18 protein-coding genes are annotated in these 17,309 nt (G+C 41.4%); 2 read left to right on the top strand and 16 right to left on the bottom strand.

What is annotated here, in order from left to right; all coding sequences use genetic code 11:
* Positions 1-298 precede the first annotated feature (298 nt).
* On the bottom strand, positions 299-562 hold the full coding sequence (rpsT, locus tag BMX44_RS14790; protein WP_090634462.1) for a 30S ribosomal protein S20: 264 nt from the start codon (positions 560-562) through the stop codon (positions 299-301).
* 458 nt (positions 563-1,020) lie between these two features.
* Between rpsT and BMX44_RS14785 the strand changes: the two genes are divergently transcribed.
* Together BMX44_RS14785 and BMX44_RS14780 are read left to right on the top strand one after the other, a co-directional pair.
* Entirely contained in the window at positions 1,021-1,467 is a 447-nt protein-coding gene (locus BMX44_RS14785; protein WP_090634460.1) for a DUF4124 domain-containing protein, read from the top strand.
* 229 nt (positions 1,468-1,696) lie between these two features.
* Complete coding sequence (locus BMX44_RS14780; RefSeq protein ID WP_090634458.1) at positions 1,697-2,683, top strand: malate dehydrogenase; 987 nt, start codon at positions 1,697-1,699, stop codon at positions 2,681-2,683.
* A 49-nt stretch (positions 2,684-2,732) separates the two neighbouring features.
* Here BMX44_RS14780 and BMX44_RS14775 read toward each other — a convergent pair whose 3' ends face one another.
* From BMX44_RS14775 to rimP, 15 genes are all read right to left on the bottom strand, one after another.
* Positions 2,733-3,197 carry a peroxiredoxin gene (locus BMX44_RS14775; protein ID WP_090634456.1) on the bottom strand — a complete coding sequence of 155 codons (465 nt, stop codon included), beginning with the start codon at positions 3,195-3,197 and terminating at the stop codon, positions 2,733-2,735.
* Between the two features lie 103 nt (positions 3,198-3,300).
* Positions 3,301-4,659 (bottom strand): c-type cytochrome biogenesis protein CcmI, encoded by a 1,359-nt coding sequence (gene ccmI, locus BMX44_RS14770; protein WP_090634454.1) that lies wholly within the window; start codon positions 4,657-4,659, stop codon positions 3,301-3,303.
* The gene (locus tag BMX44_RS17485) at positions 4,656-5,336 is read right to left on the bottom strand and encodes a cytochrome c-type biogenesis protein (RefSeq protein WP_090634452.1); all 681 of its coding nucleotides are present in this window, start codon (positions 5,334-5,336) and stop codon (positions 4,656-4,658) included. Before BMX44_RS17485 ends, ccmI begins: the two co-directional genes overlap by 4 nt.
* Positions 5,333-5,860: a DsbE family thiol:disulfide interchange protein gene (locus BMX44_RS14760; protein WP_090634451.1), complete on the bottom strand. Its 528-nt coding sequence runs from the start codon at positions 5,858-5,860 to the stop codon at positions 5,333-5,335. Before BMX44_RS14760 ends, BMX44_RS17485 begins: the two co-directional genes overlap by 4 nt.
* Positions 5,860-7,917, bottom strand: coding sequence for a heme lyase CcmF/NrfE family subunit (locus BMX44_RS14755; protein ID WP_090634449.1), 2,058 nt, complete (start codon positions 7,915-7,917; stop codon positions 5,860-5,862). Before BMX44_RS14755 ends, BMX44_RS14760 begins: the two co-directional genes overlap by 1 nt.
* 92 nt (positions 7,918-8,009) lie before the next feature.
* Positions 8,010-8,456, bottom strand: coding sequence for a cytochrome c maturation protein CcmE (ccmE, locus tag BMX44_RS14750; protein ID WP_090634447.1), 447 nt, complete (start codon positions 8,454-8,456; stop codon positions 8,010-8,012).
* A complete protein-coding gene (gene ccmD / locus BMX44_RS14745; protein ID WP_090634446.1) occupies positions 8,440-8,733 on the bottom strand; it encodes a heme exporter protein CcmD in 294 nt (97 codons plus the stop codon). The genes ccmE and ccmD overlap by 17 nt, the downstream gene beginning before the upstream one ends.
* Positions 8,733-9,476 (bottom strand): heme ABC transporter permease CcmC, encoded by a 744-nt coding sequence (ccmC, locus tag BMX44_RS14740; protein ID WP_090634444.1) that lies wholly within the window; start codon positions 9,474-9,476, stop codon positions 8,733-8,735. Before ccmC ends, ccmD begins: the two co-directional genes overlap by 1 nt.
* A 183-nt stretch (positions 9,477-9,659) precedes the next feature.
* Positions 9,660-10,319, bottom strand: a complete 660-nt coding sequence (gene ccmB / locus BMX44_RS14735; RefSeq protein ID WP_090634442.1) for a heme exporter protein CcmB — start codon at positions 10,317-10,319, stop codon at positions 9,660-9,662.
* Between the two features lies 1 nt (position 10,320).
* Positions 10,321-10,935 carry a cytochrome c biogenesis heme-transporting ATPase CcmA gene (gene ccmA, locus BMX44_RS14730; RefSeq protein ID WP_090634441.1) on the bottom strand — a complete coding sequence of 205 codons (615 nt, stop codon included), beginning with the start codon at positions 10,933-10,935 and terminating at the stop codon, positions 10,321-10,323.
* A gap of 83 nt (positions 10,936-11,018) precedes the next feature.
* Positions 11,019-11,945, bottom strand: a complete 927-nt coding sequence (gene truB / locus BMX44_RS14725; protein ID WP_245738959.1) for a tRNA pseudouridine(55) synthase TruB — start codon at positions 11,943-11,945, stop codon at positions 11,019-11,021.
* A 129-nt stretch (positions 11,946-12,074) separates the two neighbouring features.
* Positions 12,075-12,443: a 30S ribosome-binding factor RbfA gene (gene rbfA / locus BMX44_RS14720; protein WP_090634437.1), complete on the bottom strand. Its 369-nt coding sequence runs from the start codon at positions 12,441-12,443 to the stop codon at positions 12,075-12,077.
* A gap of 41 nt (positions 12,444-12,484) precedes the next feature.
* Positions 12,485-15,181 carry a translation initiation factor IF-2 gene (infB, locus tag BMX44_RS14715; RefSeq protein WP_090634435.1) on the bottom strand — a complete coding sequence of 899 codons (2,697 nt, stop codon included), beginning with the start codon at positions 15,179-15,181 and terminating at the stop codon, positions 12,485-12,487.
* Between the two features lie 93 nt (positions 15,182-15,274).
* Positions 15,275-16,747, bottom strand: a complete 1,473-nt coding sequence (nusA, locus tag BMX44_RS14710; protein WP_090634433.1) for a transcription termination factor NusA — start codon at positions 16,745-16,747, stop codon at positions 15,275-15,277.
* Positions 16,748-16,773: 26 nt separating this feature from the next.
* A complete protein-coding gene (rimP, locus tag BMX44_RS14705; RefSeq protein ID WP_090634431.1) occupies positions 16,774-17,202 on the bottom strand; it encodes a ribosome maturation factor RimP in 429 nt (142 codons plus the stop codon).
* Positions 17,203-17,309 lie beyond the last annotated feature (107 nt).

Here is a 17,309-nt window from a genome sequence, read left to right as displayed (position 1 = left end):
TATGCCCGGCAATCCGCTGCTAATCCTTCCGTATAACAGTCTACCGCTGCCGCCTCCCTTACAATAGCCCGCCTCACGACCAACCGGTATTACCACTCAAGTCCAATCAGCCGTTTACAGACCCGTCTCTGCTGTCTCGCCTTCCCCTAAAACCTTCAGCAACTCGCTGTTCAACTTTACAAAATCAGTCAGACTGCTTATAGGATTAATACTCAGTGTGACCATGCCTTTCCGCACTAATTCTCAGTGTAGTTTATTTGCGAGTTTTATATAATTACTAACAAAATTGTATGCTATATCAAGCCATTTCTTTTAAGGCAGCTGATAACCGACTTTTTTGCCTGGCTGCTTTATTTTTATGAATAATCCCTTTACCAGCAATTGTATCTACCGTGCTAACAGTCTGAATGAAAGCCGCGTTCGCTTTTTCTTTATCCCCTGTTTCGATTAATTTCTTGACTTGTTTAATTGCGGTACGCAATCTTGAGCGCATACTGACATTATGTTCTCGTCTTTTAACCGACTGTCTCGCTCTTTTTCTTGCTTGTGCACTATTTGCCATAAAACCTATTTTCTCCTTACTTCCATCTTGTCCAATTACAATTCTTAGTCAAGAAATAATTATATAATTTTTAATCAATTAATTTACTACACTTCGCACCCTTGCTATCTTTTCTCATACTCGTTGACCTTTATCCAAGATATTAAAAATGCAGGTGCAGACAGGTAGTATTTATTTTGATTTATTTCTCTAAAACTTTTCTTCTTTATGACTACAACAACTACAACAAAATATGTTGCAACAAAATAATATTAATAAGTATCTAATTTAGGAATTTAAAAAACTTATTGACTTGACTAAGAACCCATTTTTAAACATTTAATTGTACTTTTTTCCTCGTAGTATTGCAATTGTAGTTGTAACATTAAATTTCATATTCAAACATAGATTTACTTATTCATTAAAATAGCAATTTTGATCTTCAAGGCAAAAAGTTAGTAAATTATCTATAAAAGCTTATGGCTAAACTTACCTTAAGTAGTAATGTAATTTTTTTGATCTTTTCATTAACCGCTTCAGCCGAAACTATTTATCAATGGAGCGATCCTTGGGGACAAATTCAATACAGTACAACCCCAGTACCGGGTGCTATGGTTTCGGACTTAACGGAATTGCCGCAAAGCAGTCCAACTACAGAACAACAGAAACAGGACGCTATGGTCAGGAAATTACAAAAAATGCAGCAACTGAAACTGCTGCGTAATCAAAATAAAATGGAGAAACTATTATTAGATGAAAAAATGCTTCAAACGAGAAATTATTGCAGACAATTACGAATACAAATAGCTGATCTTCAAGCGCGGAATTTATGGCATTACCCCTTAATTGGTCTCTACTATTTTCCAAATTACTATGGTCATTTACATATCGATTTATCAAAAGAATATCGCAATTACTGCAGATAATCTTTTAAAACTCATTGAATTGCGTAGTAGTGTTAAACATTATATGACCTATAACCCATTTAGCAGTTACTATTCTCACGCTAATATATATTTGTTTTTGTGTCTAATCTTACTTTGAAATCAATCCTAGTCTTCCTTGAAACAGGGTTTACAAGTATAATTCAGTCTCAATTTTTCCCGAGCACACTCGATTTAATGAGCCTACAGGGATATTTCAAGGATTGAAAACATGAAATCGCCAATTCGAATTTCGGTAACTGGAGCGACTGGTCAAATTTGTTATAGTTTGCTGTTTCGTATCGCTGCAGGTGATATGTTAGGCAAGGACCAGCCAATTATATTGCAACTGCTTGACATTCCGAATGCACGTCCGTTATTTGACGGATTAGTCATGGAATTACAGGATTGCGCTTTTCCGCTCCTGACTGAACTCATCACAACTGATGACCCTTACACTGCATTCAAAGATACTGATATTGCGCTTCTTGTTGGGGCGCGCCCGCGCGGTGAGAATATGGAACGCAAAGATCTTTTGGAAGCGAATGGGCCGATATTTATAGAACAGGGAAAGGCGCTGAATGCCGTCGCCAATAGAAACGTTAAGGTTCTGGTGGTAGGTAATCCGGCAAATACAAATGCCTACATTACGCTCAAAAATTCTCCAGATTTGAATCCTAATAATTTTTCTGCCATGCTCAGACTCGATCACAATCGCGCGTTGTCACAAGTTGCAAGAAAACTCTCGAGACCCGTGACTAGTATCAGAAAAATGATTGTTTGGGGTAATCACTCCAACACACAATACCCAGATCTGAGTCACTCAGAAATTAACAATATACCTGTTAAGACTCTTATAGACGATGACAACTGGATAGCTAAAAGTTTTGTCCCTACTGTACAGAAACGAGGTATGGCAATTATTGAAGCCAGGCATGGGCGTTCCAGCGCTGCAAGCGCTGCAAATGCCATTATCAATCATATGCAGGATTGGATATTCGGAACCCGCGAAAATGACTGGACTTCCATGGGTATTTTGTCCGATGGAAGTTATGGTATACCGGAAGGTGTCGTATACAGTTTTCCGGTTACCTGTAGTAATGGCCATTATCAAATAGTTCAAGGACTAGAACTAAGTGATTTTGACAAACGTAAAATGCAGAAAAGCTACGAAGAATTAATAACTGAGCAGAGTACTATTATGCATTTGTTAACATGACGACGGGGGTCAAAATTTTGCTATGACAAGGGTTAGTGCACCGTAATCACTAGAGTGTTCTGACAAAATCCAGCACTTCTTCAACATGGCCCGGTACCTTAACCCCACGCCACTCCTTTCTCAAGATACCTTTTGCATCAATTACGAAAGTGCTACGTTCGATACCGCGCACCTGCTTTCCATACATATTCTTCATCTTTATTACATCAAACTGCTTGCAGACTGTTTCATCTGAGTCACTCAAAAGCTCAAATGGAAAATTCATTTTCTCCTTGAATTTTTCATGTGATTGGATACTGTCACGAGAGATACCTACGACTTCACAGTTTAATTGGATAAAATCAGGATATTTATCCCTGAAGTTTTCTCCCTCGACAGTACATCCAGGCGTATCATCTTTTGGATAAAAATACACAACTAGATGCTTTCCGGCAGTTGATTCAGACAAAGAAAATGTTTTGCTGCCGGTGCTTGGCAGCTTAAAATTGTCAACAGTTTGATTGATTGTCGGCATTTAAATATAAATTGTATCGATCAGAAAAGGGTTTGTTGATTACATGATTAAAATAGTAGTTCCAACCAATATAAGAAAATAAAAAAACATCAGCAAATAAGTATCAAGGAATAATTGAATCAATCTCAATCATGACATTGTTATTGCCAATTGTAACTGGTTCACTTAATCCTTGAAAATCTCCGCTTGATGGAACTGCTTGGCCTGATTTGGATACTCGCGCTTCTACAACAACATTCTCAAAACTCGATAGTTTCATTGCAGGTGTCATCGCCATGGCATCGGTCAGCGTAAATGTTGTTGGCAGATCTCGTACACTTAATCTCAAGATTGCCAACGGCATTTTAGGACCCGATTCTGCGCGAGCATAAATGAATAATGTATCACTTGGATTTGCCTTAGTGGCTAAAGCATCGCTGATAGTTACCCTACCTGAAATTGACAAATTTTTCTGGTCTTGTGTGACACCATCTGATGAAATCTGCTGATGTTCGTTATTACTGTTAGATTGTCCCACAGTATCTTCAGAATCTGTATTAGAAGCTACTAGTTCCTTATTCTGTGAAGTATCCCCTCCAGACATGGATCTGGCTTCTGCTATGCTTTCGCTCACAGATTTTGCAAGTTGTGAATCAGCTGGAATGACTGCCAATAAACGTTCCCAGTAGTTTGCTGCCTGATCGAAATGATTTTTCTCGAATTCAACCGTACCAGCCAAAGCCAGCGCTTTAGGATATTCGGGATCAATACTCAACGCTTTCTGAATCAATTCTGATGGTTCCCCAGCAAGACTGCCCGCGTTTGTCATTGCAAGAACATCAGCATAATCACTTAAAATCTGAGGGTTATCTGGAATTAATTCATTCAGCCTAGCGTATGTAGCGGCAGCTTCTTCGTACTGTTTCATTATCGCATACGTGCGTGCCAACATAAACCAGCCTTCTATATCCTCAGGATTGTTATTCAATCTTGCAATCAAATTTTCCAAAACAGAATTAAAATTATCATGCCCTTCTGGCTTCGCGCTGTCTCCAGCACCGCCACCTTGAGACATCTGGACAGCGTTGGCAAGTTGTGCCTGTGGTAACAAGCCTCGTGTATCTCCGATTTCCAAATATAAATATATGGCAGCTATCGGTAATGTCAGTGCTACCACAGTCGATACTGCAATATTTGCAATTTTATTCGTATTATTAAGTTGTTGGACAGCTTCAGTCCCTTGCACATCTTGCAGCATGCGTTGCTGTAATTCCTGTTTACTTTGGTTATACTGTTCTTGAGTCAGTATGTCGTTTTCAAGATCCCTGTCCAATTCTTTCAGTTGATCACGATAAACGGTTACATTGACCGCATCGCGTTCTACCTTTTCCTCTTGTATATTTCTGACCTTAAGCAGCGTAGGAATTATAAAAAGTAGCGCTACTATAATAAAAATACCTGAAATAACCCAGAAAGCTGTCATACGTTGTTACCTTTATTTTCACTTGTTGAAACATCAGCCTTTTGGTGCTGTTCCAAGGTTGAGGAATGATCCTGGTTGTCTAATTTGGTGTTCTTATTGAGGTGATCTTCAGTTCTCTTATAACTGTCATCGTCAAGCAAGTGAGCTGCTCTTTTGAGTTCCACATCACTGAGAGTAACTTCTTTTATTTCCCGGCGGCGGCCTTTAAGATATTTGACTAAAAACCAGCTGCTAAACAGGAAAAAAATCAGCGGTCCAAACCACAACAATACTGTCGTATTTTTCATTGGTGGGTTATATAAAACAAAATCACCGTAACGATCAACCAGGAAATCAATAATTTCCTCATCGGTTTTATTGGCTTTGATCTGTTCACGGATTATCCTGCGGATATCATTGGAAAAATCAGCCCGAGATTCAGCTATTGATTCATTTTGGCACACCAGACAGCGAAGATCCTCTGTCAAGGTAAGCATCCTTTGCTCTATTTCTGGATTCTCAGCCACTGGAACAGCTTCTTTATATTCAGTCTCGGCCCAGCTTGCCTTTAGCGGTAAAAGTAGAGCAATTCCTAAACTCAGAAATAAAATCAAGACTGAATTAAGTCTGGATATCGTAAACCCATCTGTAAATACGCGTCCTAGACCCAGTGGAAAGAAGACAAATAAGCTCTTCATGTTTGTTTCTGTAATTCAACAATTAACGGAATAATTTTATTTTGTAATGAGTCCACTGTCACAGGACCTATTTGCTTGTGTCTTATAATACCTTGCTTATCGATAACATACGTTTCCGGTACACCGTAAACGCCATAATCTATACCGACTGCTCCATCTGGATCAACTACGCTTGCAATATATGGATCTCCATAATGCTTTAACCATTGTTTGGCTGTCGTATTCTCATCTTTATAATTTAGACCATAAATGGGCACTACACCTGAATTTGCAAGTTGTACCAAAAGTGGATGCTCATCCCGACATGCGACACACCAGGAGGCCCAGACATTCAATAGCCATACCTTACCTATATTTTCTTTTGATGAGAAAATTCTGTCAGGTTCATGTAGGCTGTAAAGTTCAAATTCCGGCGCAGGTTTGTCAATCAATGGCGAAGGAACCTGGCGCGGATTTAATGAAAGCCCAACAAATAAAAATACCGCTAATACCAAGAATGCAAATAAAGGCAGCAAATATCGCATTAAACTTTCCTTGTATCTGAAATAAAAGCCGTACTTCCTTCTGTTACCGCCGGTTTAATTTTATTATCGGTTTCTGCAGGTGCCTGGCCAAACTTTTTGTCGAAGATATTTTTACTCTTCTCTTTTATTTTCAGACGATAACGTTTGTCACTCACGGCCAGAATACCACCAATTGACATCAATAAGCAGCCAAGCCAGATCCAATCAACAAACGGTTTATGATAGGCACGTACAACCCAAGCTTCGTTAGCTAAGGGCTCGCCCAAAGCAACATAAAGATCTCTTAAAAATCCGGTATCGATCGCTGCTTCAGTCATTACCATTCCCGATGCATTGTATGTGCGTTTTTCAGGATAGAGTTTTCTCACAAACTCTCCATCCTTAAACACATCAATTTCCCCACGGACCGACATATAATTAGGACCTACTACGTCTGATACACCATTAAACTGGAATGCGTATTCTTTGATTGATACACGACTACCGATGTCCATACGAACATCCTTTTCCGTTTCATACCCATTAACCAGCGTTACCCCAATAATAAATACTGCGACACCCAAGTGCGCGCAATGCATGCCATAAAAGCTCCTGGATTGTTTGGCCAATCTGACCAATACATTTCCTTGGCCGCTATTGCTTATGCGGTGTTTCAAACTGACCAGTATGCTCATAATAATCCAGAAAGCCAGTAACAGACCAAAACTTACAAGTGGCTTCCATTCCCCCATGTAAAATGGAGCAATAATCGCACTAACAAAGCTCACGCCAGCTGCCCAACGAATACGAACAGCCAGAGATGGCAAATTCATTTGTTTCCAGCGAGAGATCGGACCCAGTCCTATCAGAAATATTGCTGGCGTCATAATTGGCACAAAAACAGCTTCAAAATAAGGTGGTCCAACGGATATTTTACCCAGGTTTAATGCATCGACAATAAGTGGATACAATGTTCCCAGCATCACGCTAGCAGCTGCTACGAGTAGCAATAAATTGTTCGCCAATAACATCGATTCACGTGACAGCAAATCAAATTTTCCACCCAAGCCAACTTTTGGTGCACGCCATGCAAACAGCAACAGTGATAATGTAACTGTAACGAATAAAAATCCAAGTATAAAAACACCTCTCTCGGGATCAGTCGCAAAGGCATGTACGGAAGTGAGAACCCCAGAACGTACTAGGAATGTACCCAATAGACACAGGGCAAATGTACAAATTGCCAGTAATACTGTCCAGCTCTTAAAACTTCCACGTTTTTCGGTTACAGCCAGCGAGTGCATCAGCGCCGTACCTACCAGCCATGGCATAAAAGAGGCATTCTCTACAGGATCCCAAAACCACCATCCTCCCCAGCCTAGCTCATAATAAGCCCACCAGCTTCCGAGCATGATTCCAAATGTCAGGAATACCCAGGCTACAGTAGTCCACGGACGAGACCAACGCGCCCAAGTCGCATCCAATTTTCCACTTAATAGAGCAGCAATTGCAAAAGCAAATGCAACAGAAAATCCTACATAACCCATGTATAACATAGGTGGATGAATAACCATACCCGGGTCCTGCAACAGTGGATTTAAATCGCTGCCTTCTATGGCTGCAGGAAGCAGTCGGTCAAACGGGTTAGACGTCAACAACATAAATGACAGGAATCCAACACTGACCAGGCCCAAAACGCCCAGAACGCGTGCTGTCATATCCTCAGGCAACTGCTTACTGAATACACTGACAGCTATCGACCAACCAGCCAGCATTAATACCCAGAGTAACAGCGAACCTTCATGAGACCCCCAGGTCGCAGCAATCCGATATTGCAATGGAAGCTCTGTATTTGAATTTCGAGCCACATTTACAACAGAAAAATCACTTGTGACGAACGAATAGCCAAGGCATAAAAATGCAATCAAAACAAAAACAAACTGCCCTTGAACAACCGGTTTTGCCAAAGCCATCCAAGCAGTAATACCACGTGACGCACCAATTAATGGTAAGGTGCCTTGTGTAATTGCTAGTAACAACGCAAGAATGAGCGCAAAATTGCCAATTTCTGGAATCATGATGTCAAAATTTATTTGTAGGGTTTTTGTTTATATACAAAAACAAAAACAGTTAGAAACAATCTAAAACACACATGTTTTAGAATCTTTATTTATTGCGTCAGGGAAGCCTTCTGAGCTTTTGCAGCTTCTTCCAATGCTAATGCAGCTTCTGGCGGCATGTAGTTTTCATCATGTTTTGCCAATACCTCATCAGCCACAAAAGTTCCATTGTCATCTAATTTACCCTGTGCGACAACACCTTTACCTTCTCTAAATAAATCCGGGAGTATGCCGGTATAGACAATCTGTATCGTTTCGGATGTGTCTGTTATCGCAAATTTGACTGTTGTGCCTTCTCCACGATTGACGCTTCCTTCTTCGACCAATCCACCAATTCTGAAGTTTTTGCCTATGGGAGCTTCCTTGGCTATAACTTGTGTCGGGCTAAAGAAGAAAACCAAATTGCTTTGAAAAGCATTAAGCACCAAAACAGCTGCAAAACCCAGTGCCGCAACACCGGCAGTTATTACCGCAAGTTTTTTATGACGTGGTTTCATTGCTTATCTCTTCTTTGTTTGAATTTTTGTTTGTTCTTGTATCGGAGATTTCTTGCTCGTTAGTTTTTTTATCTAACTTCGATCCATCTTCCGGAACAGAATACGTTTCTTTGTTTGATTCGTAAATCTGACCATATTTATTAATCAAAGTTCTCCTGCGTTTCGATATCAAGAGTATTTCGCCAATGACACACACAAACGCTACAAAATATGACCCCCATACATAAACGCCATATCCACCCATGGAAAAAAACTCGGACCAGCTTGACCAAATCATTACAGTGCTCCTTTTTCTCTAAGCTCGGCAACCCATGTTGTATGGCTTTCTCTTTCAAGAATAATGACGCGTACGCGTTTTAAAATGACTGCAATTGAATACATCCAGCTTGCAAAGACCATAACCATCATACCGGTTAACATCGTTGCAGCCATTGTGGGTGCCTGTGTAACGCTTACAGATGCACCCTGGTGCAGGGTATTCCACCATTGTACAGAAAAATAGATAATTGGAATATTAATTACACCTACCAGCGCAATTATTGCGCCTGCTTTATCAGCTCTTCGGGGATCATCAATTGCTGCTTGTAGAGACATAAAACCAATGTAAAGAAACAATAAAATCAATTCAGATGTCAATCGCGCATCCCATACCCACCAAGTTCCCCACATCGGTTTTCCCCATAACGAGCCTGTCCATAAAGCCAGAAATGTAAACAAAGCCCCCGTTGGTGCTATGGCAGTTGCCATCATTGATGAAAGTCGAGTATTAAATGCCAATCCAATTCCAGCCCAGAATGCCATAACTACGTATAGAAACATTGACATCCAGGCAGCGGGAACGTGAATAAATATGATTCGGTATGCTTCACCCTGTTGAAAGTCTGTGGGTGCAACGAAAAATCCAATATACAATCCAGCTATTAGCAAACCGAAGGCAATTATTGCGAAGAAAGGGACCATTTTTCCCGCAAGCGTATAAAAGCTCGCGGGTGATGCATATTTATACCAATTGATAGCCATATATAATATTCTTTATAGATATTTGTTATTTTTTTCTGGAATCTGACAACTTCAAAAAACTCAAATAGTTTTGAGTAACAGTTGAAGATTCTATCCTAAAAAGGTCAAATCAAAAAATTCCAATGATTTAAGCCAGCCAACGTTAAATTCTTACCGAACAGTGTTTTCTTGATTCGCCTGTTCTTATTCCATGGATACTCGTAAAGATGCTGCGGCGGCCCAAGGTGCAAAAACGATAGACACTAATAAAAAAGCACCAAGAAGTGACAAGTGTGCATCAAATTCGACGCCAGCCATATTGGCCTCTACCGCACCGGCCCCGAAAATCAATACCGGAATATAGAGTGGCAATACCAACAAAGAAACCAGAACTCCACTACCACGTAACCCCAGGGTTAGACCTGCCCCAATTGCTCCAATCAGGCTTAATACCGGTGTTCCCAGCATTAGTGACAATGTAAGCACAAACAGCGCGTCTAATGGCAAATCATACTGAATACCCAGAACAGGTGCCATCATCACTAACGGAACACCACTAACCAGCCAGTGTGCCAAAGCTTTACCCAAAACAAGAAAAGGCAATGAGTGCGGTGAGAGCAGCATTTGTTCCAACGTGCCGTCAAGATAATCACTGGCAAACAACCTGCCTAAAGACAGCATGGACGCAAGCAATGCTGCAACCCACACGACACCGGGTGCCATCGTGCGCAACATATTCATTTCCGGGCCTACACTCAAAGGAAATAAACTTACAACAATAATAAAGAAAAATAATGTGGTCAGGACGTCGGACCGACGTCGAACAGCTAACAATAAATCGCGTTGAACAATCCAAAAGAACATTTTATGCCAATTGCAGTTGTATGGTTGAGGCAGCAGTTACATCAATATCTTGATGCGTTGTCATAATTACCATGCCCTCTTGCTTCAGATGTTGCTCCAGCAATGCCTGCATAAGCTTTACGGCACTGACATCCAGTGCCGCTAGAGGCTCGTCGAGAATCCATAACTTTGTTTTGCAAACCAGTAGACGCGCAAGCGCTACGCGCCTGCGCTGGCCTTGGGATAATACTTTTGCCGGCAGGGATTCGCGGCCACGCAAGCCCATGTATGTAAGTGCATCCTGTGCTTGTTTATCACTGATCTTTTGTCCTGCAAGTGCACTGGAAATGCGTAAATTCTCTAACGCTGTTAAGTCATCTTTTGTCCCACTCAAATGGCCAATATAGGTCAATTCGCGAAAATACTCACTGCCAAGCGTTCCGATGGCGACATCATTCCAGCTAATTATTCCCATACCAGGGCTGGATAAACCACACAAAATACGTAATAAGCTTGTTTTTCCACTTCCATTCGGTCCGTTTACCTGCATTAACCCACCCGCTTCCAGTTTAAAACTGATGGATTCAAATAGTTTGCGGTCACCGCGTACGCAGGCGAGATTCGTACCTTGAAACATGATTATTTTTGAATTTAAACTCAGGATTATAACGCATTGAGTTGGATCTGTAATATTGTTGTAACTCGAACCAACCCCAAATTTCAGTTGAGTAACCCAATACTTTGACTGTGCAAATATGCACTGGATAACATGCGTTTAGGCTTTAAAACTTGCTGATCCAAGATAATTTCACCTAAACCTAAAAAAGCCTGCTGATAATATAACCGTACAATGTTTTCCTGAAGCGCTTGTTCAGTCATATTCACATCATCACTTCCGGCTATCGTGCGCCCATATAAAATAGCTTGAGTTTGAAATTTATTTAATGATACAGCAGGAAACTGTTGCAAAATACTATCGATTGGCAATAAGCAACGATCCCGCTTCTCCATGTCCATTTTTTCCAGCGTATCAAATGTCTGTACCTGATCCAGGTGAAAGTTTCCGACACACTTGCGTTTCAAATGAATAAGATACCCACTCCCGCACCCTAATGCTTTACCAATATCTTCTGCCAGAACACGTATATAAGTACCTGTCCCACACCGCACCAAGATAACCAATTCATCGCCGGACAACATTTTGATTTGCAGGTCATAAATGTTGACTTTACGTGGTTTTCGCTCAATTTCAGTACCTTTGCGCGCATAAGCATACAATGGTTTACCCTGGTGCTTCAGCGCGCTATACATTGGAGGTATTTGTTCTATTTCCCCTATGAATTGCTTCAACTCGGATTGGCAAAATTGTATGTTTAATTGCGCCTCAGTTACATCATGAAGTTTTTTTATCACTCCTTCTGCATCGCCTGTGGTACTTTGATAACCCAGCTTTATTACAGCTTCATAGGATTTACCTGCGTTTAACAAAACCGAAGTAAATTTGGTTGCTTCCCCCATACAAATCGGTAGCATTCCAGTTGCCAATGGATCTAGTGTGCCTGTATGACCTGATTTGGCAGACGCATATAGATACTTTACCTTTCGAAGCGCATGATTAGACGACATTCCGTATGGTTTGTCTAACAACAATACACCGCTGATGTTACGTCCAGCCATCCTAGAGCCCAGAATTATTTCTTCAAATTTCGAGTTAGTGCAACTAAAAGGATTCTGCCACAATGTATTGCTAGAACATGCGCAGGTATTTTTATAACTTCAGGAATTGTCCTTTTTTTCTTGCGCAACAGCTTCGTCAATTAGTCTCGATAGATAGGCGCCATGCTCAATTGATTGATCGTAGGTAAAAATAAGTTGCGGTACGACACGTAATTTAATTCGTTTAGATAAAGTCGATCTTAAATGCCCACTTGCCTTTGCCAGCGCTTTCTCTATCAGAGAGCTGTTTTCCTGATTATCCAGAGCTGTATAGAAAACTTTTGCATAAGCATAGTCGCGGCTGACTTCAACAGCTGTGATTGTAATTTTACCAAGACGCGGATCTTTAATTTCATGTCTCAATAAATCTGCCAACTCGCGCTGAATTTGGTCAGCTACTCGCAGCTGTCGGTGAAAATCCTTGGACATTAACAAATCAATTTACGCAAAGATGCACGATTAACACAAGACTAGAGCGTGCGACTTGTTTCAATAATCTCGTAGGCCTCTAACTGGTCACCTACTTTAATATCATTGAAATTTTTGAGTGAAACTCCACATTCGAATCCTTCTTTTACCTCTTTCACATCATCTTTGAAACGTTTCAGTGAATCAAGCTCGCAGCTGTGGATAACTTTGCCATCGCGTAATACTCTGATCAATGAGTTTCTTTTAACTGTTCCTTCGAGAACATAACATCCAGCAACCATACCGACTTTTGGAATACGATAGGTTTCTCGAACATCAACAAGGCCCAGTATATTTTCCTTACGTTCAGGTGCCATCATTCCAGAAAGAGCAGCTTTTACTTCGTCGACGGCCTCATAAATAATATTATAGTAGCGTACATCCACGCCGCTTGATGTAATTAATTTCCGCGCGCCTGCATCAGCGCGTACATTAAATCCGATTACCACTGCTTTTGATGCCAGTGACAAATTGATATCAGACTCAATTATTGCGCCAACACCGCTGTGTATGATGTTAACCTTCACCTCATCAGTTGATAGTTTGTGCAACGCATGCGACAACGCTTCACAGGAACCCTGAACATCCGCTTTAATAATCAGGGACAGCACTTTGACGTCTTCTTGCTGGTCAAAAACGTTTTCCAGTTTCGCGGCCTGTTGCTTGGCAAGTTTGACATCGCGGTATTTACCTTGTCTAAACAAAGCGATTTCTCGTGCTTTACGTTCGTCATCAAGTGCTAATACTACATCACCCGCATCCGGCACTTCTGACAAACCCTGAATCTCCACAGGTATTGAGGTGCTAGCCTGCTTGATCAATTTGCCATTTTCATCACTCATGGCACGTACCTTGCCAAACACTGCACCTGCCAACAGAACATCCCCGCGCCTTAACGTACCAGATTGAACTAGAATAGTAGCCACAGGACCACGCCCTTTGTCCAGACGTGACTCAATCACAACGCCCTTAGCCGTTGTTTTCTTGGGGGCTTTAAGTTCTAAAACTTCTGCCTGCAACAATATTGCTTCCAACAGATCATCTATGCCCTGACCCGTTTTAGCCGATACCTCAATGAACATAGTATCTCCACCCCAATCTTCTGGCACAACTTCGTGCGCCACCAACTCCTGTTTTATTCGTTCGACATTGGCCTCCGGTTTATCAACCTTATTGACAGCAACAATCAGTGGTATGCCAGCTGCCTTGGCATGATGAATCGCCTCTATAGTCTGAGGCATAACACCATCATCTGCAGCCACAACCAAAATAACAATGTCAGTAATTTTTGCGCCGCGTGCACGCATAGCCGTAAAAGCTTCATGACCTGGCGTATCCAGGAAGGTAATCATGCCATGATCCGTTTCTACGTGATACGCGCCAATATGCTGCGTAATACCACCTGCCTCGCCACCGGCAACGCGTGAACGACGAATGTAATCAAGCAATGATGTTTTGCCGTGATCGACGTGTCCCATCACTGTGACTACAGGCGCACGCGACTCCAATTGCGCCTCCGCGATCAGCGATTCTGTGTCTGCCAGAAATGCTTCCGGGCTGTCTAACGCCGCATATTTTGCAACATGACCCATTTCTTCAACGACAATCATTGCGGTTTCCTGATCCAGCATTTGATTGATCGTGACCATAGAACCCATATTCATCAACACTTTGATAATATCGGCTGCCTTAACTGACATTTTTTGGGCCAATGCTCCAACGGAGATTGTCTCAGGAACAGTAATTTCTCGAACAATTGGTTCGGTTGGTGCGGAAAAACCATGTTCTTTCTTCGATTCAACGGAAGCTTGTTTTTGATGTTTATCTCTTCGAGTACGCCATCCCTGGCTACCTGAAATATCACCGTGCGTTTTTACACCACGTTTACGGGTAGTTTCTTCTTTCCAGCCCGATTGTTTTACCTGCTTTTTTTTCTTTTCAGTTTTATCAGTTTTTTCGGTTTTGTCTTCTTGTTTTTGTGTCGATTCCTCAGACAATGCTTTATTCTCCGCCGATTCAATACCGACATTTACTGTTGTATCAATCTGCTGTGCCTGTTCTGTCTTCTTACTTGATTCGCGGGACAACTCTTTTTGTTCCACTTTGTCCTCATCTACCTGAGCCGATTCCTTCTTGACATCAGTTGATTGTTCAGGCAACTGAGTGGTTTCTTTGGAAACGGATGTAATAGATTCTGGATGACGTGTCTCCTCTTGTTCAACTTCAGCTTTCTTGCGTGCATGTTTGCGTTGTATTTCTGCTGTCTGCCGCGCTATCAATTCGGCCTGTTTTTTTGCTTCTTCTTCACGTAACGCCATTTGTTCCGCATCTAGCACAGGCTCTGAATGCGATTTGGGTTTCATCTCTGTTTTAGCAGATTTTGCTCCGGCGCTCGCTTCAAAAGTCGGTTTGGTAAAAACACGTCTTTTTCTCACCTCTACCTGAATTGTGCGTGCTCGACCCATGCTATCAGATTTTCGGATCTCCGAGGTTTGTCGACGTGTTAATGTCACTTTGTTTTTTATTTCCTTGGCGCCATGCGTTTTTCTCAAATAATCAAGTAATTGAGCCTTATCCTGCTCTGTCAGATTGTCTTCTGCCACTGATTTCTTTACACCAGCGGCCTGCAACTGCTCAAGCAACACTGCCGGTAGCAAGCCAAGTTCATTAGCAAATTGCTCTACACTTATTTGCGCCATGTATAACCTTTAAACCTTTCATCAAGCAAAACAAAAAACAAAATCGCTGTTGTATCGATTATTTCATTGTATTAATCACAATTTTTATTCAATTTAAACAAACCATGGTTCTCGTGCTTTAATAATCAATTTATTGGCACGTTCAATATCCATTCCAGTCATCTCCACCAAATCGTCGGCTGCCAGATCAGCCAGATCGCTTTGACTACTTATTCCTTTCGCTGCCAGTATGCGTATTGTCTCAATGTCCATACCTTCCAGAGACAACAGATCATTTGCTATATTCTCGACTTTTTCTTCATTGGCGATCGCATCTGTTAGCAGTGCATTACGAGCACGCTCTCTAATTTCGTTGACTATTTCCTCATCTAGAGATTCAATCTCTAGCATTTCATTTAATGGAACATAAGCGACTTCTTCAATCGTTGCAAAACCTTCTTCAATTAAAATTTCTGCAATTTCCTGATCCACATACAACTTGTCAATAAATAGTTGCCTGATAAGTTCAGCTTCCTGTTCATGTTTAGTCTGAGATTCCTGGACAGTCATAATATTAAGATCCCAGCCTGTTAATTCAGAAGCCAAACGCACATTCTGTCCACCACGACCAATAGCCTGAGCAAGATTCTCTTCGTCGACAACTATGTCCATACCGTGTTGTTCTTCATCAACCATGATGCTGCTGATCTCTGCGGGTGCCAGCGCATTAATGATATAGGTGGCCGGGTCGTCAGACCATAGTATGATATCTACTCGTTCGCCAGCCAGCTCACTTATTACCGATTGCACCCTTGATCCACGCATACCTACACAGGTTCCGATGGGGTCTACCCGTTGATCGTTTGATTTTACAGCGATTTTGGCTCGTGATCCGGGATCTCTTGCAGCCGCCTTAATTTCCAAAATGCCCTCTTCTATTTCCGGTACTTCAAGTTCAAACAGTTTCACAAGAAATTCCGGTGTAACTCTTGAAAGTTTCAGTTGAGGTCCTCTGGCGACACGGTCTACTTTGTGCAAATAAGCGCGCACCCGATCACCCACCCGGAGATTTTCTTTAGGAATCATTTGATCACGCGGCAGTTCCGCTTCTATTCTACCCGACTCAACGATTGCATTACCTCGCTCCAATCGTTTTATTGTTCCAGTTACCAGATAGTCACCACGTTCCAGAAAATCATTGAGTGTTTGCTCACGTTCTGCATCACGGATTTTCTGAAAAATAACCTGTTTGGCTGCTTGTGCGCCAATCCGTCCAAATTCGATAGGCTCCAGTGGTTGCTCTGTATAATCGCCGACCTGTATAGCCGTGTTTATTTTTTGTGCATCGGTTAAGGCTATTTGACGTGATGGCTCTTCAACCGCATCATCTTCTACAACCAACCAGCGACGATAGGATTCATAGTCACCAGACTTTCTGTCTATTGAAACCCGAGTGTCGACATCTTCGTGAAATCGTTTTTTCGTCGCAGAAGATAATGCCATTTCCAGCGCGGTGAAAACTATTTCTTTTTCCACAGCTTTTTCACGCGCCAGTGCATCAACCAACAGTAAAATCTCGCGGCTCATAGTCCTCCAGTCAAATTTTTAATTGCTTACAATTTTGGAACCAAACGAGCCTTTCCAATATTGCGCATATCCAGGTCAAACAATTTTCCTTCGACTTCAAGTTTTAAAATGCCATCATTTACTTCCCGCAAAACACCCACAAAATTTCTTTGCCCCTGCAAAGAGATACGTAGCTTTAACCGTATTGTCTCGCCTATGAAGCGAATAAAGTCACTCTCTTTTTTTAGAGGCCTGTCTAAACCAGGAGATGAAACTTCCAGTCGACCGTAATCAATATTTTCGGCGGTTAATAAACGACTCAAATGATTACTGATTGCAACACAATCATCTATCGTTATGCCGTCTTTTTTGTCGACAAAAACTCTAAGCAGTTTACCGCGCGAAAATTGCTCGACATCAACTAACTCATACCCCATGCCTTCAAGCGTTAATTCTAGCAATTTTTCCAGCATCATAGCGGTTAATACAAATAAAAAATGGGCTGTCAAAGCCCATAACGATATTGTCGTAATTTTATCAAATAATTAAAAATTATGAAACAAATATCGAAGATTTCGTTAAA

Origin of the sequence: Nitrosomonas marina (assembly GCF_900110145.1) — a bacterium.
GTDB classification, from domain to species: domain Bacteria; phylum Pseudomonadota; class Gammaproteobacteria; order Burkholderiales; family Nitrosomonadaceae; genus Nitrosomonas; species Nitrosomonas marina.
Note: the sequence above shows the minus strand (reverse complement) of the source record. Positions and strands in the feature narration are given on the sequence as shown.